The organism is Rhizobium sp. SRDI969, from assembly GCF_025152725.1.
Classification (GTDB): Bacteria; Pseudomonadota; Alphaproteobacteria; order Rhizobiales; family Rhizobiaceae; genus Rhizobium; species Rhizobium leguminosarum_I.
Map to the genome: position 1 here is coordinate 80,326 of NZ_CP104039.1, position 21,476 is coordinate 101,801.

Here is a 21,476-nt window from a genome sequence, read left to right on the forward strand (position 1 = left end):
GCCTCACATCCTGAACAGGCCGAAGCGCGGGCCTTTCGGGATCGGCGCATTCAGGCAGGCGGAAAAGGCAAGGCCCAGCACATCGCGCGTCTGGCGCGGATCGATGATGCCGTCGTCCCAGAGGCGAGCCGTGGCATAATAGGGATTGCCCTCCGCCTCGTAGCCGGCGCGGATCGGCGCCTTGAAGGCTTCCTCCTCTTCAACAGGCCAATTCTCACCGCGCGCCTCCATGGAGTCTCGACGGATCGTGGCGAGCACTGAGGCCGCCTGTTCGCCGCCCATCACGCTGATGCGGCTGTTCGGCCAGGTGAAGAGGAAGCGCGGGCGATAGGCGCGGCCGCACATGCCGTAATTGCCGGCGCCGAAGCTGCCGCCGATGATGACCGTGACCTTCGGCACGCTCGCGGTCGCAACCGCCGTCACCAGCTTTGCCCCATCCTTGGCGATGCCGCCGGCCTCATAGCGGCCGCCGACCATGAAGCCGGAGATATTCTGCAGAAACAGCAAAGGTATGCGGCGCTGGCAAGCTAGCTCGATGAAATGCGCGCCCTTCAGTGCGCTTTCGGAAAACAGCACGCCGTTATTGGCGATGACGGCGACGGGCATGCCCCAGACGCGGGCGAAGCCGCAGATCAGCGTGGCGCCGTAGAGCGGCTTGAACTCATGCAGTTCCGAGCCATCGACGATCCGGCCAATGACCTCGCGCACATCATAGGGCGAGCGAACATTCTCCGGGATCAGGCCGCAGAGATCCTCGGGATCGAGTTTCGGCGGTCGTGGCTGCTTGAGGTCGATATCAATGGCCTTCACGCTGTTGAGAGTGCTTGCGATATCACGGACGAGCAGCAGCGCATGTTCGTCGTTTTCGGCGACATGATCGACGACGCCAGAGCGGCGGCCATGGGTTTCGGCGCCGCCGAGCTCTTCGGCCGAAATGATCTCGCCGGTCGCGGCCTTCACCAAAGGCGGGCCGGCGAGGAAGATCGTGCCCTGATTGCGCACGATGACCGTTTCGTCGGACATGGCGGGCACGTAGGCACCGCCGGCGGTGCAGCTTCCCATCACGCAGGCGATCTGTGGGATTCCCTCGGCCGACATCTGCGCTTGGTTGTAGAAGATCGCGCCGAAATGATCGCGGTCGGGAAAGACCTCGGCCTGATGCGGAAGATTGGCGCCGCCGCTGTCGACGAGGTAGATGCAAGGCAGGCGGTTCTGCAGCGCGATCTCCTGCGCCCGCAGATGTTTCTTCACCGTCATCGGGAAATAGGCGCCGCCCTTCACCGTGGCGTCATTAGCGACGATCATTACTTCGCGGCCGGAAACGCGGCCGATGCCGATAATGATGCCGGCGCCTGGCGCCTCGTCATCATACATGCCATTGGCGGCCAGCGTGCCGATCTCCAGGAACGGGCTGCCGGCATCGAGCAAAAGCTGGATGCGGTCGCGCGGCAGCAGCTTGCCCTTGCTCGTATGGCGCTCGCGCGCCGTTTGCGATCCGCCCTCGCGCGCCTTTGCTGAGCGCTCATAGAGCTCGTCGATGAGGGCCTTGTTCTTGCCGGCATTGGCCTTGAAGCTCTCGCTGTCGCGGTCGATCGCAGTCGAAATCACCGTCATGACGCAATGAGCTCCCGGCCGATCAGGTAGCGGCGGATCTCATTGGTGCCGGCGCCGATATCGTAAAGCTTGGCGTCGCGCAAAAAGCGCTCGACCGGCCATTCCTTGGTATAGCCGGCGCCGCCGAGCGCCTGGATCGCCTCCAGCGAGACCTTCACGGCATTTTCGCTGGCAAAAAGGATCGCGGCGGCGGCATCGGTGCGTGTAGTGCGGCCGGCATCGCAGGCGCGGGCGACGGCATAGACATAGGCGCGCGCCGAATTCAGCGCGACATACATGTCGGCGATCTTGGCCTGCATCAGCTGGAAATCGCCGATCGGCTTGCCGAACTGCTTGCGATCGCGCACATAGGGCAGCACGACATCGAGGCAGGCCTGCATGATGCCGAGCGGCCCGCCGGCAAGCACGGCGCGCTCGTAATCAAGACCGGACATCAGGATCTTCACGCCTTCTCCCTCCCGGCCCATCAGCGCCTCCGCCGGCACCGCGCAATCCTCAAAGACCAGTTCGGCCGTATCGCTGCCGCGCATGCCGAGCTTGGAGAGTTTTTTCGAGACGCTGAAACCGGGCAGGCCCTTTTCGATGATCAAGGCGGAAATGCCTTTCGGGCCGGCTGCTGGATCGGTCTTGGCATAGACAACAAGCACATCGGCATGCGGCGCATTGGTGATCCAGAACTTGGTGCCGTTCAGGATATAGTGGTCGCCCTTTTTCTCGGCGCGCAATCGCATGGAAACGACATCGGAACCGGCGCCGGCTTCCGACATGGCGAGGGAGCCGACATGTTCGCCAGAGATCAGCTTCGGTAGATAGCGGCGCTTCTGCTCCGGCGAAGCCCAGCGGCGGATCTGGTTGACGCAGAGATTGGAATGGGCGCCGTAACTGAGCCCCACGGAGGCCGAGGCGCGCGAAACCTCTTCCATGGCGACGACATGATCGAGATAACCAAGACCGGCGCCGCCGAATTCTTCCTCGACGGTGATCCCATGCAGGCCGAGTGCACCCATCTCGGGCCAGAGCTGGCGCGGAAACGTGTTGCTTTCGTCGATCTCCGCAGCCAGCGGAGCAATATGATCGGCGGCAAACCGCGCCGTCGTGTCACGGATCGCGTCCGCGGTTTCGCCGAGCGAAAAATCAAACATGGCACTCCTCCCGCTGAAATATGTAGCGCGGGTTGCGGCGGGTTCAAAGTGCTCTTGAATGCGATGGCTCATACAATTGCGAGAGGGCTTCCTCCCGCCGAAAGCCCTCCGGGCTCTTGCCCGCCCATTTCCGGAAGGCCCGGAAGAAGGCGCTCGGCTCGGAATAGCCGAGCTGCACGGCAATCTCACCGATGGTCTTGGGTGTGTTCAGCAGCAGTTCGACGGCGAGGTCGCGGCGGATGTCGTCCTTGATGGCGGCATAGCTTTGTCCCTCGTCGCGCAGGCGGTGGCGGAGCGTGGAGGGCGGTATGCGCATATCGGCGGCAAGCTTGGCGAAGCTCGACCACGCAGCCGGTGTGGCCTGGCTCAGGCGGCGGCGGACGGCGGCGGCGATGCCGGCATCATAGCGGTAGCGCACCAGAATATTGGCGGGTGCGCCGCGCAAGAATTGCTTCAAGGCCTGTTCACTGCGTGAGATCGGCAGGTCGAGCAAGGCGCTGTCGAAGCCGAGCCGGCTGATGGCTTGAGAGAAACGCACCGGGGCGCCGAAGAAGAGCCGGTAGTCGGCCCCTTGTTTGGGCTCGGCGCAGCGGAAATCGACGAGGCGGATCGGAATGCGCCGGCCGACCAGCCAGCAGATGATGCCGTGCAGGATGATCCAGTAGGTGCGGTAGGCGAAGGCTGAACGTGGGCCGCCGGCGTCGCTGAGTTCGATCTCGGCCAGCCCTTCGCGGATGACGAGCCGCCCCCGGGGATCGTCGAGCACAACATCGAGGAAGCGTAGCGCCCGGCGGAGCGCATGACCCAGTGTCGGCGCATGCAGAACAGAGTGGCAGAGCAGCGTGAAGCTGCCGCTGCGCATCGGCCGTGCGCCCATGCCGAAGAATTCATCGTCCAGCTTGGCGGCGATCGCCAGCCAGAGCGCGCCATAGGTCTCTGCCGAAACCGGCTGATCGACCGGGGACGCCAGGCCGACCCGGGCAAGGACCGGCGCCGTCGGCTTGCCGAGCCGCCGCAGGCTGTCGAGTGCCTCTTCCACGAAGGCTGGCGCGATCATGCGTCGCTCGATCTCGGCCATTCTATCCTCGCTATGGCAAAACTGGCCGAAATAATGAAGCAGTTCTGTCATCGCTTGCAATAGGTGGAGCGAATAGAATCGTATCCGTCGGTTGCGCCTGGAGGGGGCGCAGTCGGCAGGGAGGAAGACATTCATGCTGATCCGTGGAGCAAGTTTCATCGTGACCGGCGGCGGCTCCGGCTTGGGTGCGGCAACAGTGCGCGCGCTTGTGGAGGCTGGCGGGCGTGTGACGATTGCCGATCTCAATATGCAAGCGGGCGAAGAAATCGCCCGGGAATTCGGAAGCGATGCCTGCTTCGTCAAGGCCGATGTGACCGATGGCGAGGAGGGGGCCGCGGTGGTTGCCGCTGCCGTCGAAGCCTTCGGCAGCCTGCGCGGATTGGTCAATTGCGCGGGCGTGGCGCCGGCCGAAAAGGTGATCGGCCGCGACGGACCGCACCGGCTGGAGAGTTTTGCGCGCACGGTCGGCATCAATCTCATCGGCACGTTCAACATGATCCGGCTGGCCGCCGCAGCGATCCAGACGACCGAGCCGGATGCGGAAGGCGAACGCGGCGTCATCATCAATACGGCCTCGGTTGCCGCCTTCGATGGTCAGATCGGTCAGGCAGCCTATGCCGCCTCCAAGGGCGGGGTGGCGGCGATGACCTTGCCGATCGCCCGCGAGCTTGCCCGTCACGGCATTCGGGTCGTGTCGATCGCGCCGGGCATTTTCGAGACACCGATGATGGCTGACATGCCAGCCGAGGTTCAGGCAGCACTCGGCAAGAGCGTGCCCTTTCCACCACGGCTCGGCCGGCCTGCGGAATTTGCCGGGCTGGTGCGCCATATCTTGGAAAACAACATGCTGAACGGCGAGGTCATCCGCCTCGACGGCGCATTACGGATGGGCGCGCGCTGAGCGCGTTGCCCAGAGGAGGAAAAATGGTTCTGCAAGACCCCATCGTTATCGTCGGCGCGGCGCGCACCCCGATCGGCAGCTTTCAGGGAGAGCTGAAGGATGCGACTGCGCCGGAACTCGGAGCAACCGCGATCCGAGCGGCGCTGCAGCGTAGTGGCGTTGCGGCCGAAGCGATCGAGGAGGTCGTCTTCGGCTGCGTGCTGCCGGCCGGCCAGGGACAGGCGCCGGCGCGTCAGGCGGCGATCCATGCCGGCCTGCCTTTCGCGACCGCGGCCAGCACCGTCAACAAGATGTGCGGCTCGGGCATGAAGGCGGTGATGATAGCGCATGACCTGATCGCCGCCGGCAGCTCCTCCCTGGCTGTCGCGGGCGGCATGGAAAGCATGACCAATGCGCCCTATCTCCTTGGCAAGGCCCGTGGCGGCTACAGGCTCGGCCATGGGCGTGTCGTGGATCACATGTTCCTCGACGGGCTGGAGGATGCTTATGACAAGGGACGCTTGATGGGCAGCTTCGCGGAGGATTGCGCCGAGGCCTATCAGTTCACACGCGAGGCGCAGGATAGTTACGCCATCGCCTCGCTGACGCGGGCGCAGAAGGCGATTGCCGAAGGCTGTTTCGACAGCGAAATCGCGCCGGTCACGATAAAATCCGGTAAAGCCGAGCAGGTGGCGAGCCGCGACGAACAGCCCGGAAAGGCGAAGCTCGACAAGATCCCAACGCTGAAGCCCGCCTTCCGCGAGGGCGGCACGGTGACCGCCGCCAATTCCAGCTCGATTTCCGATGGCGCGGCAGCGCTGGTGCTGATGCGCCGCTCCGAGGCGGAGCATCGCGGCCTGAAGCCGCTTGCCACCATCCTCGGCCATGCTACCCATTCGCAGGCACCTAATCTTTTCGCCACCGCGCCGATCGGCGCGCTGCAGAAGCTGTCCGATCGCACCGGCTTGCCGCTGTCGGAGGTCGATCTGTTCGAAATCAACGAGGCTTTCGCCGTCGTCGCCATGGCGGCGATGCGCGATCTCCACCTCCCGCATGAAAAAGTGAACGTGCATGGCGGCGCCTGCGCGCTCGGCCATCCGATCGGCGCATCGGGAGCCCGGATTCTGGTGACGCTGCTTGCGGCGCTGGAGCGATACGACTTGAAGCGCGGCATGGCCGCGCTCTGCATCGGCGGCGGCGAGGCGACGGCTGTCGCCATCGAGCGGCACGAGCGGGGAGGGCGGAACAGATGATCCTTTCCGACCTTCAGCAGCAGATCTCAGATCTCGCCCGCGACTTTGCCCGCGACCGGCTGGCCCCGGGGGCCGCCAAACGCGACCGGGAGCATCTCTTCCCACGCGAGGAATTGAAGGAAATGGGCGAGCTCGGGCTGCTCGGCATGCTGGTGCCGGAGGCCTATGGCGGGTCGGATACGGGCGTGATTGCCTATGCCGCGGCACTCGAGGAGATTGCCGCCGGCGACGGGCCGTGTTCGACGATCATGAGCGTGCATAGTTCGGTCGGCTGCGTGCCGATCCTGAAATTCGGTACCGAGGAGCAGCGGCAGCGCTTCCTGCCGAAACTGGCCAGTGGCGAATGGATTGGCGGCTTTGCGCTGACCGAGCCGCAGGCCGGTTCCGATGCCTCCAACCTGAAGACCCGGGCGCGGCGTAACAGTGATCACTACGTGCTCGACGGCTCCAAGCAATTCATCACCTCGGGAAAGAACGGTAATATCATCATCGTCTTTGCCGTCACCGATCCCGATGTCGGCAAGAAGGGCATCACCGCCTTTATCGTGCCGACGGATACGCCGGGCTACGAGGTGATCCGGGTCGAGGAAAAGCTCGGGTTGCATTCCACCGACACCTGCCAGATCGCCTTCAACAGCATGCGCATCCCGGCCGAGCTGAGGCTCGGTGCGGAAGGCGAGGGCTATCGCATCGCGCTCGCCAATCTCGAGGGCGGGCGGATCGGCATTGCGGCGCAGGCCGTCGGCATGGCGCGGGCGGCCTTCGAGGCGGCGCTCGACTACGCCCGAGAGCGCATCGCCTTCGGCAAGCCGATCGTCGAGCATCAGGCCGTTGCCTTCCGCCTTGCCGATATGGCGGTGCGGATCGAGGCGGCGCGGCAGCTCGTCTTTCACGCAGCGTCTCTTCGGGAGGCGGGGCTGCCCTGCCTGTCGGAAGCATCGATGGCGAAGCTCTTCGCCTCTGAGATGGCCGAGCGCGTCTGCTCCGATGCGATCCAGATCCATGGCGGTTATGGCTACATGGCCGATTATCCGGTCGAGCGCATCTACCGCGATGTGCGCATCTGCCAGATCTATGAAGGAACGAGCGACGTGCAGCGCATGGTGATCGCCCGCAATCTCTAAGCACCACATCCGGCCCTGTTCCGGAGGAGAGGGGCAAGGCCGGCAAAGGGAGGAAAGAAAAAACATGGTGGATTCCGCTCGTTTGAGCCTGCATGTCCCCGAACCCGCCGTTCGCCCGGGCGGTCAGCCCGATTTTTCCAACGTCAAGATTGCCAAGGCCGGATCGGTGCCGCGGCCGGAGGTCGATGTCGCATCCGAAGATATTCGTGACCTCGCCTATTCCATCATCCGCGTTTTGAACCGCGAGGGCGAGGCGGTCGGCCCCTGGGCCGGGTCGCTCTCCGATCAGGCGTTGCTGACCGGACTTCGCAACATGATGAAGCTGCGTGCCTTCGACGCCCGCATGCTGATGGCGCAGCGGCAGGGCAAGACCTCCTTCTATATGCAGCATCTCGGCGAAGAAGCCGTCAGTTGCGCTTTCCGCAAGGCGCTCGAGACGGGCGATATGAATTTCCCGACCTATCGTCAGGCGGGCCTCTTGATCGCCGACGACTACCCGATGGTCGAGATGATGAACCAGATCTATTCGAACGAGAGTGATCCGCTGCACGGCCGGCAGCTGCCGATCATGTATTCTTCAAAGGAACACGGCTTCTTCACCATCTCGGGCAATCTCGCCACCCAATATGTGCAGGCCGTCGGATGGGCAATGGCCTCGGCGATCAAGAACGACAGCCGCATCGCCGCTGCCTGGATCGGCGATGGGTCGACGGCGGAGTCGGACTTCCATTCGGCGCTTGTCTTCGCCTCGACCTACAAGGCGCCTGTGATCCTCAACATCGTCAACAATCAGTGGGCGATCTCCACCTTTCAGGGAATTGCCCGCGGCGGCTCCGGCACCTTTGCCGCCCGCGGCCTCGGCTTCGGCATTCCGGCGCTGCGGGTCGACGGGAACGATTATCTCGCCGTCCATGCCGTCGCCCGCTGGGCGGCCGAACGCGCCCGGCGCAATCTCGGCCCGACGCTGATCGAACATGTCACCTATCGCGTCGGCGCGCATTCGACCTCCGACGATCCGAGCGCCTATCGGCCCAAGACGGAATCGGAGGCCTGGCCGCTCGGCGATCCCTTGCTGCGGCTGAAGAAACATCTGATCGTCAAGGGCGCCTGGTCGGAGGAGCGGCATGTGCAGGCTGAAGCCGAAATCATGGATGAGGTGATCGAAGCCCAGCGCCAGGCCGAGGCGCATGGGACGCTGCATGCCGGCGGCAGGCCTTCGGTGCGCGACATTTTCGAGGGCGTCTATGCCGAAATGCCGGCGCATATTCGTCGCCAGCGGCAGAAGGCAGGGTACTGACATGGCCAGGATGACGATGATCGAGGCCGTGCGCAGCGCCATGGATGTCTCGATGGCGAAGGACGACAATGTCGTTGTCTTCGGCGAGGATGTCGGCTATTTCGGTGGCGTTTTCCGCTGCACCCAGGGCCTGCAGGCAAAATATGGCAGCACGCGTTGCTTCGATACGCCAATTAGCGAGTCCGGCATCGTCGGCACGGCAATCGGCATGGCGGCTTATGGGCTGAAGCCCTGTGTCGAAATCCAGTTTGCCGATTACATGTATCCCGCCTATGACCAGTTGACGCAGGAGGCGGCGCGCATCCGCTACCGTTCCAACGGCGATTTCACCTGCCCGATCGTCGTGCGTATGCCCACGGGTGGCGGCATCTTCGGCGGCCAGACCCACAGCCAGAGCCCGGAAGCGCTTTTTACCCATGTCTGCGGGCTGAAAGTGATTGTGCCGTCCAATCCCTATGACGCCAAAGGCTTGCTGATCGCGGCGATCGAGGATCCTGATCCGGTCATGTTCCTGGAGCCGAAGCGCCTCTATAACGGCCCCTTCGACGGCCATCACGAGCGGCCGGTGACGCCCTGGTCTAAACACGACCTCGGAGAGGTGCCCGATGGCTATTACACCATCCCGATCGGCAAGGCCGAAGTGCGGCGCGCGGGATCGGCGGTGACGGTCGTTGCCTATGGCACGATGGTACATGTGGCGCTTGCTGCGGCCGAAGATGCGGGCATCGATGCCGAGGTGATCGATTTGAGAAGCCTGCTGCCGCTCGATCTCGATACGATCGTCAAATCGGTCTCGAAGACGGGACGCTGCGTGGTCGTGCATGAGGCAACCCTGACATCCGGCTTCGGCGCCGAGGTGGTGGCGCTGGTGCAGGAACATTGCTTCTATCATCTCGAGGCGCCGGTGGTGCGCGTTGCCGGCTGGGACACGCCCTATCCGCATGCGCAGGAGTGGGACTATTTCCCCGGTCCCGGCCGTGTCGGGCGGGCGCTTGCCGAAGTCATGGAGGCCTGAGCCGTGGGCGAATTCATTATCAAGATGCCCGATGTCGGGGAAGGGGTCGCCGAGGCCGAGCTCGTGGAGTGGCATGTGAAGACGGGAGATCCCGTCCGCGAGGACATGGTGATCGCCGCTGTCATGACCGATAAGGCCACGGTGGAAATTCCGTCTCCCGTCAATGGCACCGTCATCTGGCTTGCCGGCGAGGTCGGAGACCGTATCGCGGTGAAGGCTCCGCTGGTGCGGATTGAGACGGCGGGAGATGTCGGCGAGGTGCAGCCCGTAGGGATTTCGCAGACGCCGATTGCCGAAACGCCCAAGGCCGAGATGGCAAAACCTGCTCCGGCAGCGCCAACTCCTGCGCTGGCGCCGGCGGAAAAGCCGCTTGCCGCTCCCTCGGTGCGGCTCTTCGCCAGGGAAAGCGGTGTCGATCTCAGGCAAGTGCAGGCGACAGGACCGGCCGGGCGCATCCTGCGCGAGGATATCGAGCAATTCCTAAGCCAAGGGACCGCGCCTGCAACGGCAAAGAACGGCTTTGCCAGGAAGACGGCGACCGAAGAGATCAAGCTGACCGGCCTGCGCCGCCGCATCGCCGAGAAGATGGTGCTCTCCACTTCGCGTATTCCCCACATCACCTATGTGGAGGAAGTCGATATGTCCGCGCTCGAAGAGTTGCGCGCCACCATGAACGGCGATCGCAGGCCTGACCACCCGAAGCTGACGGTTCTGCCCTTCCTGATGCGGGCGCTGGTAAAGGCCATTTCCGAGCAGCCTGACGTCAATGCCACTTTCGACGACGATGCCGGCATCATAACGCGCTATAGTGCCGTGCATATCGGCATCGCCACGCAGACGCGTGCCGGTCTGACCGTGCCGGTGGCGCGGCATGCCGAAGCCCGTGGCATCTGGGATTGCGCCGCCGAAATGAACCGGCTGGCGGAAGCGGCGCGCTCGGGTACTGCAACACGCGACGAGCTTTCCGGCTCCACCATCACCATCAGTTCGCTGGGCGCGCTCGGCGGCATCGTCTCGACACCCATCATCAATCATCCTGAGGTGGCGATCATCGGCGTCAACAAGATCGCCACACGACCGGTCTGGGACGGCACGCAGTTCGTGCCGCGCAAGATGATGAACCTCTCCTCCAGCTTCGATCATCGCATCATCGACGGCTGGGATGCCGCAAACTTCGTGCAGCGCATCCGCACGCTCCTCGAAACGCCGGCGCTCATTTTTATCGAAGGCTGAGGTCCATGAAAGAGATCGTCTGCAAGCTCCTCGTCATCGGCGCCGGTCCGGGCGGTTATGTCTGCGCCATCCGCGCCGGACAGCTCGGCATCGATACCGTCATCGTCGAGGCCGGCAAGCCGGGTGGCACCTGCCTGACGGTCGGCTGCATTCCCTCCAAGGCGCTGATCCATGCGGCCGAGGAATTCGAAGCGACGCAAAAGATGCTTGCCGGCAAGAACCCGATGGGCATCCGCGTCGAAGGCGCCTCGATCGATCTCATAAGGACGATTGCCTGGAAGGACGGGATCGTCGGCCGGTTGACGAGCGGTGTTTCCGGGCTGCTGCAGAAGGCGCGGGTCAAGATCGTCCATGGCCGAGCCCATTTCCGCGACGGCAAGACGGTGGAGGTGGAGACGGAAACCGGCCAGCAGATCATCCGCGCCGAGACGGTGGTGATCGCCACCGGTTCGGATCCGGTGGAGTTTGCAAACTTGCCTTTCGGCGGCCGTGTCATTTCCTCGACAGAGGCGCTGTCGCTGACGGAGCTGCCGAAAAAACTCGTCGTTGTCGGCGGCGGTTATATCGGGCTGGAACTCGGGACCGCCTTTGCCAAGATGGGGTCTGATGTGACGGTCGTCGAGGCGACGGCACAGGTGCTGCCGCAATACGATGCCGATCTGGTGCGGCCCGTCATGCGCAAGCTGACCGAAGCCGGTATCCGGGTATTGACGGGTGCCAAGGCGATCGGCCTTGCCGACAATGGCCAGGCTCTGATCGTCGAAACGGCTGATGGCCGGCAGCAGACCCTGCCGGCCGACCGCATCCTCGTCACTGTCGGCCGTCGTCCAAGAACCGCAGGATCCGGCCTCGAAGAACTCGATCTCGATCGTGTCGGCCCTTATCTGAGGATCGACGACCGTTGCCGCACCTCGATGCGCGGCATCTATGCGATCGGCGATGTGACCGGCGAGCCGATGCTTGCCCATCGGGCCATGGCCCAAGGCGAGATGGTGGCGGAAATCATCGCGGGCAAGAAGCGGGCCTGGGACAAGCGATGCATTCCCGCCATCTGCTTCACCGACCCGGAGATCGTCAGCGCCGGCCTGTCGCCGGCAGAGGCGAAGGCGCAGGGTTATGAAATTCGCACCGGCCAGTTTCCGTTCAGCGCCAACGGACGGGCGATGACGATGCTGTCCGAAGAAGGTTTCGTGCGCGTCGTGGCCCGCGCCGATACCAATCTCGTGCTCGGCCTGCAGGCGGTGGGAGCCGGGGTCTCCGAGCTTTCGGCGGCTTTTGCGCTGGCGATCGAGATGGGGGCACGTCTCGAAGATATCGCCGGCACCATCCACGCGCACCCGACCCGCAGCGAAGCGGTCATGGAGGCGGCGCTGAAAGCTTTGGGAAGCGCGCTGCATATCTGAGTTGAAGCCCAGTATGAAAGAGGTGACAATCTTCTAAGAAGTTGAGCGGGGAAATCGTCGCACCATGATCGTCGAACTTCTTGGCGATCTTCGTTCCCCGCAAGCGACAGACCGGCTGGTTTCGTTCAGTTCTCTTTCGGTCAGGCTCTGAAGGGGCATATGACAGAGGGACGATTTCATCATGGGCGTGCAACGATCCGCAGACCGGCTTCGAAACGACGTGATAAAAACTTAACGCTGCTCGCTAATTTACACCACTGGCGCCAAACCACAATCAACGGATGGATATTGAAAGCTAAACCCGCTCACATTGCCCCTCCTCAATTCCAATGCCGTCTCGTCGAGGATAACATTGCGCGCAACATGGCCATCGCGGCTCATTGTGCCACCAGAGATCTTCCGCTTCGTGACAAACGTTTGTAGGTCATTCTCCGATGCGTTGGTGTGAAGCGGGATGCCGGGATGCTCCAGGACCTTCAGCAACTCGTTCTTCCTTCGATACAGCCGCTCAAGCAGCTTGTCGAGTGCCTCATAACCGGTGCGCAGGGTGAAGATCCGTTTGAACCGTCGTCGAAACGCAGGAGGTAGCCTGTATCAAATGGAAGTCAACGGCAAGGCAGGGGCGGACATGATCGGCTTTCGCATGAAGATGATCGCCGCCGGCTACGAGGATGAGCGAAACGGCTTCGTTTCCGTCGCGATGATGTTCATGAACGGAAAATGATGAACCTGATGGAGCGTCCCTTATAGAACCTTCCAAGCATTACTGCGTGTTCAGAGGTGTGTGACGAGGGTTCACGATCCGTTCGACTTTAGCGCACAATTTTGCACTGCTCTTTGCTGCCTTCCGTTTTGCCCTCTTCACGCCCGCCGGCTCTGCCAAAATTCAATGACGACGACATACTCCGTCCCATCCCGCCCTACAGATCCTCATGCTCCCCATGAAAGGCAAATGAGTGGTCAGAGCGAGTGGGTCACTAGGAGAGGCACTTGCGGCCCATTGCCATCGCCTTGTAAGTCCCCTTCAGATCGACGACGAAGGTCCCCTTGGTTTCCGGAAACACGATCATTTCATATTGCTTCGCCACGTCGCGCTTGAAATTCGGGTCGTCTGTCAGGATGTAGCCGCCGGAATATCCCCCCTTGAGTTCGCCGCTCGTGCTAGTGGCCACACCACTATAAAGATGGCCGGCGATGGAGACAAAGATTTGCGATTGGTTCCCGTTCTGAAGGCCGATATCCGCTTTCGTAAACACGCCAAGATATCCGACCTCCTGATTTGCGGTAACGCCCATTTGCACCGAATTTGGGCCATCTGAGCGCACGATCAAGCAATCTCCGCGGGTTCGATTTGCATAGACCGTCCAGCCCTCGACGTCGTCTCCGTATCGGACAAGCACATCGCTAGCCTTGGGAAGGGGACTTTGGTCTTGTGCGTAGGCTGCCATGGCAGACGAAAGTGCTACAGACGTTGCCGCGATGAGTCTCATGAAATTTGGCATTGATACTCTCCTCTGGTGTGCTGGGTTGAATTGTTTTGTGGATTTTTCGTGCCACCGACGCGTTATGCGGAGGCTGACCGCATGGGAGTGCGCCATGGTTACCGAGTCGTTCCAATCATGTTGGCCGGTTCGACTTTGAGAGTTTGGATCATTCCCGCCACATCGTCCGCCATCGTCTGTAGTGTGACCCCGTTGTTTGAACCGGTACTCTTGCCCGAACGCCGAAAGTTGATGCCGACCATCCACCTCAGGGGGTCGGGGCAAAACGCTAATTCGGGGCCGCGATGATACCGGGCGGCTGCCGCGTCCCTTGGCCGGAGCGAAGTAGATCTCGCTTCGTCAACATTTGCCGTATTCTTGTATTATTCGATGAGTTATCGAAATCCCCCTCGGCAGCACTTCCCGCCCTATCCAACCAGGAGACACGGGAGTTGCCTTCAACCGCGATCCTGACCGGGCATTGTAAAAGCGCAAGTATGTAACGGTAACATACGAGTATCGCGCCGGGCGTTTCGGACATGATGCCGTTCGGTCTTGGAGCTGGCATCATGCTCGGCGTGGTCATGGTGGCGCTGGCCGTTTCTGCCTCGGACCCTAATCCATTCCGGAGGAAATTACCCGTGGCAGGTCACGTAACCCCCACCGGCTGCGGCAATGCCGCAGCCATCAGGCTTGGATTATTCCTTCGGCGGCCCGCTCCGCCGCTCCAGCGCCGTCTTGCGGATGGTCTCCGCGATCTCCGGACTACTGTTCGACAACATCTGGAAATCCACGGCGTAGAGCGACAGCAGCGATACCTCGGTTGCTGCGCTGACTGTCGCTGAGCGAGGTTCGCCACTGATCAGCGCCATCTCGCCAAAGAAGTTTCCGGCACCGAGTTCCACTGGATGATCGGGTATAGCCACGGTGACCTGCCCCTCGACAATGAAGAACATCTGATCGCCAACATCGCCCTTGCGGCAGATCACGGCACCTCCGGGGACAATGCGCGGTCGCAACGCCCGAACGATGTCGATCAGTGCAGCGGAACCAAGCTTCTGAAACAAGGGTACCGCAGCGACCAGTTGCCAGTTGCGAACGAAGTCTTGGCGGCGAACCTCTTCGTAAAAGCCGGTGGCGAGGATGCCGGCCCAAAGTGCAAAAATACCGATCCCGCTCATCATCACCAATCCGGCCAGAACTCGACCTGCAAAGCTCTGCGGGATCTCGTCACCGTAGCCGGTCGTCGACAGCGTTACGACCGCCCACCACATCGCCTGCGGAATGCTGCCGAACCTATCGGGCTGGACGTCTCGCTCGATGAGATAACCGGCCAACGCCGCGCCAAAAAGAACGATGCCGAACACCGATGTCACGCCAAGCAGATTGCGCGATTCATTCGCGACCACCTTTGCCAGCAGCCTGAAGAAGGTCGAGTCGCGCAACGGCTTGAGAAGCCAAATGGCGCAATAGAGGTTTCGATCGCGGGACCCAACGAACAAGAATGCAGCAGCCGGAACCAGAACCGCGAGCAAATCGATCACGAGGGCCGGGATCCCGCCCGACAAGCGGTGTCGCCGTGAAAGCAATGTGCCGCTCAATTGGAGGACATAGGCAAGCCAAATTGCCGCAAGTAGCAGCTCAAAGACAAGCCTTTCCTGTCCAGTAAGGCCCTGCGTCGTGAGTGCGGCGACGACCAAGAGACCGATTGTAGCGAACAGCGCGTTGAGCGGCGTTGAAATCTTTGAGAAAGGCACTGCCGACATTACATACTCCCAACTGCCCGGCATTCGTCGACAATAGATACCTTCGGGCGGCCATACGCAACGGAACGGGGGGGGACTGATGCAATGTGTCTGGCGCCTTGCAGCGGTTCAGGGCATCCTATGATGGTTGAATATCGTGTTTATGGCAGTTGGAGGAATGCCGATGCGCTGCTTTACCGTGCTTGGACCTTCGCAGACCGGAAAATCAACAGTGGTGGAAAAGCTCGGCTCCCTGGAGGGAGCGCCGAGAAAATCCAGGTCCCCTTATGGATTGAATCTCACAGAATTCACCTTTGGAAACGAGGCGTGGTGTGCGCTGGATGCGCCAGGACCCAACGAAGCGTTGGTGCATGCACAGCACGCGCTTCTTGCCAGTGACGCCTGCATACTGTGCGTTTCATCGGCACCCGAGGAGGCTGTGCTCGCCGCGCCCTATCTGCGGATCGTCGAAGCCTCGGGGACGCCGTGCATCCTCTTCGTCAACCGGATGGACGAACCGAGAGGGCGGCTGAGGGATGTGATCGCCGCGCTTCAAGACTACACCAACCAGACCCTTCTGCTTCGCCAGATCCCGATCCGCGAGGGGGATAGGGTCATTGGCAGTTGCGATCTGATTTCGGAACGGGCGTGGCGCTACCGGGAAGGCCAGATTTCGGCGCTGATCGCAATCCCCGAAAGCACCGCCGAGCGCGAGCACGAAGCGCGCAGCGAGCTCCTGGAACACTTGTCCGAATTCGATGACTGGCTTCTCGAGGAACTGATCGAGGACCGCGAGCCGCCCAGCGACGCGCTCTATGCCATTTCATCGCGGGTTCTCAGGGAAAACAGAATTATTCCGATCCTGATCGGTGCCGCAAGTCACGGCAACGGCATGATGAGGCTGATGAAGGCGCTGCGCCACGAGGCGCCGCAGGTAGGGGTTCTTCGACAGCGCCTGGCTCGTGCGGGCAATGTCGATGAAAACAAGCTGACCGCTGTGGGCTTCCATGCCTATCATCGTCAGAATATCGGCAAGACGGTGCTGGTGCGTGCGTTTGGTGACGGACTGCGGCAAGGCGCATTACTGGGCGGCTCCAGCCTCGGCGCCGTGCAGGATCCCGCAAACGGACGGTCCAGCTCGGCGATCGTGCCTGCACCGGGGGATGTCTTCGCAACAGTCAAGTCCGACCACTTGCCCGTCCCGTCGCTGTTGACATCACACGCGCCGGTCGCCTCGCCCGAATGGACCGAGCCACCTACGCCGATGCTTGAAAGGATCCTGGTCCCAGGCAGCGAACGCGATGAAAACAAGCTCTCCGAAACGCTGGCGAAACTTTCCGAGACGGATCGCGGTCTTGTCGTTTTGCAGGAGGAAGGCACGGGCGCCCAGCTCATCCGCGCCCAGGGCCCGGTACATCTGCGCGATCTCTGCCGAACCCTGTCCGACGTCTTCCACATCGAGGTCACCGATCGAATGCCCAGCCCAATCTACCGGGAGACAATCGCGAAGCCGTCCGAGGTTCACTACCGGCATCGCAAACAGACCGGCGGTGCCGGGCAATTCGCGGATGTCAAGCTGAGCATTCGCCCCAACGAGCGCGGCCGCGGCTTCACCTTCAGCGAAACCGTCAAGGGTGGCGTCGTTCCGCGCAACTACATCCCCGCCGTCGAAGCAGGCGCGCGCGAAGCGATGGAGAAAGGCCCGCTCGGCTTCCAGGTCATCGATGTCGGCGTAACGCTGTTCGATGGTCAATACCATGCCGTCGACAGTTCGGAACACGCCTTCAGGACTGCGTCGAAAATGGGAGTGCGACAGGCGCTTTCCGAAGGGTCGGCCGTTTTAATGCAACCGGTCTTCCGCAGCGAAATTCACATTCCGTCGATCTATTCCGGCAGCCTCGTCCAGATCGTCTCCGCTCTCAAGGGTCAGGTTCTCGGCTTCGACCGGGATGAAACCGCTAAGGGATGGGACATCTTCCGCGCACTTATTCCGGGCGGCGCACTCGACGATCTGGCGCGGGCGCTGCGCTCGGCGACGCAGGGCATTGGTTACTTTTCCAAGGCCTTCGATCACTTCGAGGAGCTATATGGCAAGGAAGCGGACGCCATCGTGAGGGCACACGAGGAACCAAGCGTCGCACACTGAAACGTTCTCGCCACTTCATGCTCGTTCACAGAGCCGGGCTCACGCCCGCCCTTACGTTTGAGCGCGTCTCGCGGACGCATAACCCCATAACTCATGCTCGGGAAGAGATCCCGATCGCCAATCCGTCGCCACGTGGATCATGTGCGCCGGTCGCCATGCCGTCCTCGTCGATAACGATCACACCTGCCTGACCTGCAAGCGGGCTCTGCGCCTCGATCGGTGACAGTGCGTGGCCTCGTGCGGCCAGTTCGGCAAACACCGCTTCGCCGGCATCGCTTTCCAGCTTCAGGCTGTCACGGCTGTCGGAAAAGGTCCTGCCGAGAAGAAAGCGCGGACCCGCCAGCGCGGCTGCCGGTTCCTCATCGAAGTCGATCAGCCGGGTCAGCAGCATTGCCAGCGTCTGCGGCTGGCCGTCGGCGCCTTGTGTGCCGTAGAGCAGGGCGGGCTTGCCGTTGCGCAGGCCGAGGCCGGGATTCAGAGTATAGAAAGGCCGTTTGCCGGGTGCGATGCCATTGACATGCTTAGGATCGGACGAAAAGGCGGCCCCGCGGTTCTGCCAGAGAATACCCGTATCGCCGACCACGATGCCGCTGCCCCAGTCGAAATAGGTGCTTTGCAAGACGCTGGCGCTGCCGCCCTCTGCGTCGGTTGCGGCAAAGAACACGGTGTCGCCGCTGTGAAAGGGCGCCGGCCATTCGAGCGCGCGTGCCGGATCAATGGAGGCTGCCGCCTGCGCAAGATGCTGCGCGCTCAGCCATTCCTCCACCAGCTGCGGCACGACATCGGGATCGGCAATGCCGCTGCGGTCGAGGAAGGCGCGTTTGACGGCTTCGACGCAGAAATGGAGATGATCGGCGCTGCCGGCCGTATGCGCGGCAAGATCGAAATGGGCGAGAATGCCCATGATCGCCAGTGTCGACAGACCCTGTGTCGGCGGCGGCGGCGCAAGCAGCTCGAAATCGCGATACGAGAGACTGACGGGTGCCATTTCGCGCGTTCGGGTTGCCTTAAGATCGTCGCTGGTCAGCGGAGAGCCCGCGGTCTGCAGGCCCGCCGCAATCCTCGTGCCGAGTTCGCCCTCGTAGAATGAACGCGGGCCGTCACGGGCAATCAGCGAAAGCGACAGCGCCAAATTCTCCTGCCGGAACAGGCTGCCAGTTTCGGGCGCCGCGCCATCCGGCATGAAAAGTGCGCAAAAATTCGGCCAGCCGGCTGCCTCCGCCTGCCGGAAGCCAAGCCAGAAACTCTGCGAGCGCGTAACAGGAAATCCCGCTTCGGCATGACGGATCGCATCGGCAAGCAACATGGGGAAATCGATCTTTCCGCCCCAGTGCCGCGCGGAATAGTCATGCGCGTGCCGCCACGCATCGACGGCGCAGGCCGAGGTCAGCGCCGAAAGCGGTCCGCGCAGCGGAATGCTGCCGTCGAAATCCGGCAGTTCCCGCGCCGCCTGGCCGATGCCGAGAAAACATGTTTTCCGCCCGCTGCGATCGGCAACGATCCAGACGGAATCGCCGCCAAGCCCGCAGAAATGCGGGTAGACGACGGCAATGGTGCTGCCGATGGCGATCGCAGCTTCCAGCGCATTGCCGCCGGCTTGCAGGATCGCCGCACCCGCCTCGCTCGCCAGCGCATGCGGGCTTGTTATCATGCCGCCACGCCCGACTGCCTGTCTCGTGGAATCCCGTTCTGCCGGTGTCGTCACGCTCAAATCTCGCTGGGTCTATGGCCTGTAAAGCCCACGATAGGTCCGATAACCCCGATCATAAACCGCTGCATTGTCGGGATCGGGGAGGATCCTTTCACCCTGGCCGACAAAGGCCGTCACACCGGACCAATCCTCGGTCAACCCCGCACCGATCGCCGCGACCCAGGCGACACCGAGGCAGGAGCCGGGATGGCCGGTCAGACCCTGCAGTGGCTGCTGCAGCACGTCGGAAACGATCTGCATCCAGATCCGGCTCTGCGACCCCCCGTCGGAAACGATGAAACGCGTTGTCGGATGGCCGATGTCGTTCAGCACGTCGATATGATGGCGCAGCGCATAGGCGTAGGCTTCCAGCATCGCCCGCCAGAGATGGCCTATATGATGCGACAGCGTCAACCCCTCAATCAGGCCGCGCGCACCGGCATCATGGATCGGCGTCTTCTCGCCGAGGAAGTAAGGCAGGATCGTCAGCCCGTCCGCGCCGGGCGCGCATGCCGCCGCCAGCCGATCGAGATAGCGGTACACGGATATTCCCTCCGCCTTGGCCGCGATTTGCTCGCGCCCGGCGAAGGTGCTGATGAACCAGTTGAGCCCCGAGCCGCCGGTCGACATGCAGCCGTTCGGCATGTAAAGCCCCGGAACCAGGTGATAATCGAGGAACATGCGCGGGTCGGGCCGCACGACGTCCGTCGCCGTCAGGATATCGACCGCGCCCCCGAATTTCAGCAACACGTCGCCCGCCTTGTTGATCCCCGCGCCGAAGGCCGAGGCGATCATGTCGGCCGCCCCGCCGATAACAGGCGTTCCGGGTGCGAGCCCCGTGGCCTTCGCCGCCTCGTCGGTCAGATGGCCAAGCACCTCATGCGAAGCGGCCTTCCTGGGAATGGCGTCCCGCCGGACTCTGGCAAGCCCGATCAGTTCGTCGTCGAGCTTGCCGGTGTTTATATCGACGAAACCCGCTTCCAGCGCCCAATTCTGTTCGATCGCCTTTTCGCCGGTCAGTTTCCAGTTGATGAAATCATAGGACCCCATGACGGTGGCAATGCGCTCGAAAACAATAGGCTCATGCCGGGCGATCCAGCGCAGCTTCGCCGTCACCAGTTGCTGGTTGATGCCGTTTCCCGCCTTGGCGAGAAAATCCGCTTCATTCCATTCGGCCCTAAGTTCCTCGACCTGCTCACCGCAGCGCCCGTCGCTCTGCTGGATGCTCGGCCTCAGCACGTAGCCGGCGTCATCAAGCAGCACGACCGCCGGCAGCATGCCGGTCACGCCGACAGCCGAGGTTTTCCCGGCCTCGATCCCGGTCGTTGCAAGAAGTTCCCTAGTGATCTCGCAGACATTCGACCACCATTCCGCCGGGTCTTCCTCGGCCCAGCCATGCTGCGGCGAATGAAGCGTTGACGGTCGTGAGGTGAGGCCGAGCACGCGGTTCGGCAGCTCGATCAAGATGCCGATGGTGGAGGTGGTGCCGATATCGAGGCCGAGCGTGATGGACATGGCGGGTCCCTTCACCTAGCGCAGCGCATCGACGATCTCCATGAAGCGCTTGACCCGGTCGCCGTCGACCGGGTTCCAGGTATTGCCGTCCACCTTGAAATGCGTGCCGATGATGACGCCGCTGGCAACGCTCAATATGTCGCGCACATTGTCCTTGTTGACGCCGGTATTGGCAAAGACAGGGACATCCTTGACCGTCTCGCAAACGCGCCTGAGGTCCGATTGATCGACGGCCTGTCCGGTCAGTGGTCCCGACACCAGGATGGCATCGGCAAGCGATGAGAACACGGCACTCTTCGCCCTGAGTTCAATCGGTCGCTGGTCCAGCGAATGGGCAAATTCCGCGTTGATGTTGAAGAGCATCTTCATGTCGTCGCGGCCGAGGCTGTGTCGCAGCCGTGCCGCCTTGGCGCAATCCGGCTGCCAGATGCCCATGTCTGATGCAAAGACGCCGGTGAAGATCTCGCGAACGAAGCTCGCGCCCGTCACCGCACCGATCGCAACGCTTGCCGAGGGATCCCAGAGATAGTTGACGCCGAACGGCACGGTCAGTTGCGGTTTCACCCGCTCGACGATCGCGGTCATCGCCGCCAGCCCTTCCGGCGGCGCCTGGAAGACGTAAGGCCGGTCATTCTCGTTGCCGAACATGATGGCGTCGACACCACCCGCCTGCAGCTTGTCGATGTCGGAAAGCACGTCGTCGACGAGCTTGTTCACACCGCCGGCGGCGTCATAGGCGGGCGAGCCGGGCAGGGCTCCGATATGCGCCATGGCGATGACCGCCTTCTTCTTGACGCCGAAAAAATCGAAGACCATGTGAGAACTCCTGAAGCGGAATCGAGTGGACGGGCACCCGCTGG

17 protein-coding genes and 1 pseudogene are annotated in these 21,476 nt (G+C 62.3%); 9 read left to right on the forward strand and 9 right to left on the reverse strand.

Annotated elements, in window-relative coordinates; genetic code table 11:
- Window positions 1-3: 3 nt before the first annotated feature.
- From N2A41_RS32085 to N2A41_RS32095, 3 genes are read right to left on the reverse strand one after another with little or no spacing between them, the layout of a single operon-like run.
- The gene (locus tag N2A41_RS32085) at window positions 4-1,614 is read right to left on the reverse strand and encodes a carboxyl transferase domain-containing protein (RefSeq protein ID WP_260112130.1); all 1,611 of its coding nucleotides are present in this window, start codon (window positions 1,612-1,614) and stop codon (window positions 4-6) included.
- Window positions 1,611-2,756 (reverse strand): isovaleryl-CoA dehydrogenase, encoded by a 1,146-nt coding sequence (locus tag N2A41_RS32090; protein WP_260112131.1) that lies wholly within the window; start codon window positions 2,754-2,756, stop codon window positions 1,611-1,613. Before N2A41_RS32090 ends, N2A41_RS32085 begins: the two co-directional genes overlap by 4 nt.
- 43 nt (window positions 2,757-2,799) lie before the next feature.
- Window positions 2,800-3,885 carry an AraC family transcriptional regulator gene (locus N2A41_RS32095; protein WP_260112132.1) on the reverse strand — a complete coding sequence of 362 codons (1,086 nt, stop codon included), beginning with the start codon at window positions 3,883-3,885 and terminating at the stop codon, window positions 2,800-2,802.
- A gap of 82 nt (window positions 3,886-3,967) precedes the next feature.
- Here N2A41_RS32095 and N2A41_RS32100 point away from each other — a divergent pair, with 82 nt between their 5' ends.
- From N2A41_RS32100 to lpdA, 7 genes are all read left to right on the forward strand, one after another.
- Window positions 3,968-4,735 carry a 3-hydroxyacyl-CoA dehydrogenase gene (locus tag N2A41_RS32100; RefSeq protein WP_260112133.1) on the forward strand — a complete coding sequence of 256 codons (768 nt, stop codon included), beginning with the start codon at window positions 3,968-3,970 and terminating at the stop codon, window positions 4,733-4,735.
- Between the two features lie 23 nt (window positions 4,736-4,758).
- A complete protein-coding gene (locus tag N2A41_RS32105) occupies window positions 4,759-5,967 on the forward strand; it encodes an acetyl-CoA C-acyltransferase (protein WP_260112134.1) in 1,209 nt (402 codons plus the stop codon).
- Entirely contained in the window at window positions 5,964-7,091 is a 1,128-nt protein-coding gene (locus N2A41_RS32110) for an acyl-CoA dehydrogenase family protein (RefSeq protein WP_260112135.1), read from the forward strand. Before N2A41_RS32105 ends, N2A41_RS32110 begins: the two co-directional genes overlap by 4 nt.
- 64 nt (window positions 7,092-7,155) lie before the next feature.
- Window positions 7,156-8,388: a 3-methyl-2-oxobutanoate dehydrogenase (2-methylpropanoyl-transferring) subunit alpha gene (locus N2A41_RS32115; protein ID WP_260112136.1), complete on the forward strand. Its 1,233-nt coding sequence runs from the start codon at window positions 7,156-7,158 to the stop codon at window positions 8,386-8,388.
- Between the two features lies 1 nt (window position 8,389).
- Window positions 8,390-9,403 carry an alpha-ketoacid dehydrogenase subunit beta gene (locus N2A41_RS32120; protein WP_260112137.1) on the forward strand — a complete coding sequence of 338 codons (1,014 nt, stop codon included), beginning with the start codon at window positions 8,390-8,392 and terminating at the stop codon, window positions 9,401-9,403.
- A gap of 3 nt (window positions 9,404-9,406) precedes the next feature.
- Entirely contained in the window at window positions 9,407-10,636 is a 1,230-nt protein-coding gene (locus N2A41_RS32125; protein WP_260112138.1) for a dihydrolipoamide acetyltransferase family protein, read from the forward strand.
- Window positions 10,637-10,641: 5 nt separating this feature from the next.
- Window positions 10,642-12,039 (forward strand): dihydrolipoyl dehydrogenase, encoded by a 1,398-nt coding sequence (gene lpdA, locus N2A41_RS32130; RefSeq protein ID WP_260112139.1) that lies wholly within the window; start codon window positions 10,642-10,644, stop codon window positions 12,037-12,039.
- Window positions 12,040-12,381: 342 nt separating this feature from the next.
- Here the strand turns inward: lpdA and N2A41_RS33520 are convergent.
- Window positions 12,382-12,621 (reverse strand): annotated as a pseudogene (locus N2A41_RS33520) (IS66 family transposase); the annotation flags it as partial.
- 16 nt (window positions 12,622-12,637) lie between these two features.
- On the opposite strand from N2A41_RS33520, the gene N2A41_RS32140 reads away from it, so the two are divergent.
- Window positions 12,638-12,763: a hypothetical protein gene (locus tag N2A41_RS32140; RefSeq protein WP_260112141.1), complete on the forward strand. Its 126-nt coding sequence runs from the start codon at window positions 12,638-12,640 to the stop codon at window positions 12,761-12,763.
- Between the two features lie 253 nt (window positions 12,764-13,016).
- On the opposite strand, the gene N2A41_RS32145 is transcribed toward N2A41_RS32140, so the two are convergent.
- Window positions 13,017-13,541 carry a hypothetical protein gene (locus N2A41_RS32145; RefSeq protein ID WP_222385006.1) on the reverse strand — a complete coding sequence of 175 codons (525 nt, stop codon included), beginning with the start codon at window positions 13,539-13,541 and terminating at the stop codon, window positions 13,017-13,019.
- Window positions 13,542-14,218: 677 nt separating this feature from the next.
- Window positions 14,219-15,286 (reverse strand): cyclic nucleotide-gated ion channel, encoded by a 1,068-nt coding sequence (locus N2A41_RS32150; protein ID WP_260112142.1) that lies wholly within the window; start codon window positions 15,284-15,286, stop codon window positions 14,219-14,221.
- Window positions 15,287-15,449: 163 nt separating this feature from the next.
- Between N2A41_RS32150 and N2A41_RS32155 the strand changes: the two genes are divergently transcribed.
- The gene (locus N2A41_RS32155) at window positions 15,450-17,411 is read left to right on the forward strand and encodes an elongation factor G (protein ID WP_260112143.1); all 1,962 of its coding nucleotides are present in this window, start codon (window positions 15,450-15,452) and stop codon (window positions 17,409-17,411) included.
- A 91-nt stretch (window positions 17,412-17,502) separates the two neighbouring features.
- On the opposite strand, the gene N2A41_RS32160 is transcribed toward N2A41_RS32155, so the two are convergent.
- The 3 genes from N2A41_RS32160 to N2A41_RS32170 form a co-directional block, all read right to left on the reverse strand.
- Window positions 17,503-19,062: a gamma-glutamyltransferase family protein gene (locus tag N2A41_RS32160; RefSeq protein ID WP_260112181.1), complete on the reverse strand. Its 1,560-nt coding sequence runs from the start codon at window positions 19,060-19,062 to the stop codon at window positions 17,503-17,505.
- Between the two features lie 72 nt (window positions 19,063-19,134).
- Window positions 19,135-20,616 (reverse strand): FGGY-family carbohydrate kinase, encoded by a 1,482-nt coding sequence (locus N2A41_RS32165; protein ID WP_260112144.1) that lies wholly within the window; start codon window positions 20,614-20,616, stop codon window positions 19,135-19,137.
- A 15-nt stretch (window positions 20,617-20,631) separates the two neighbouring features.
- On the reverse strand, window positions 20,632-21,432 hold the full coding sequence (locus N2A41_RS32170) for a BtpA/SgcQ family protein (RefSeq protein ID WP_222385011.1): 801 nt from the start codon (window positions 21,430-21,432) through the stop codon (window positions 20,632-20,634).
- Window positions 21,433-21,476: the final 44 nt, after the last annotated feature.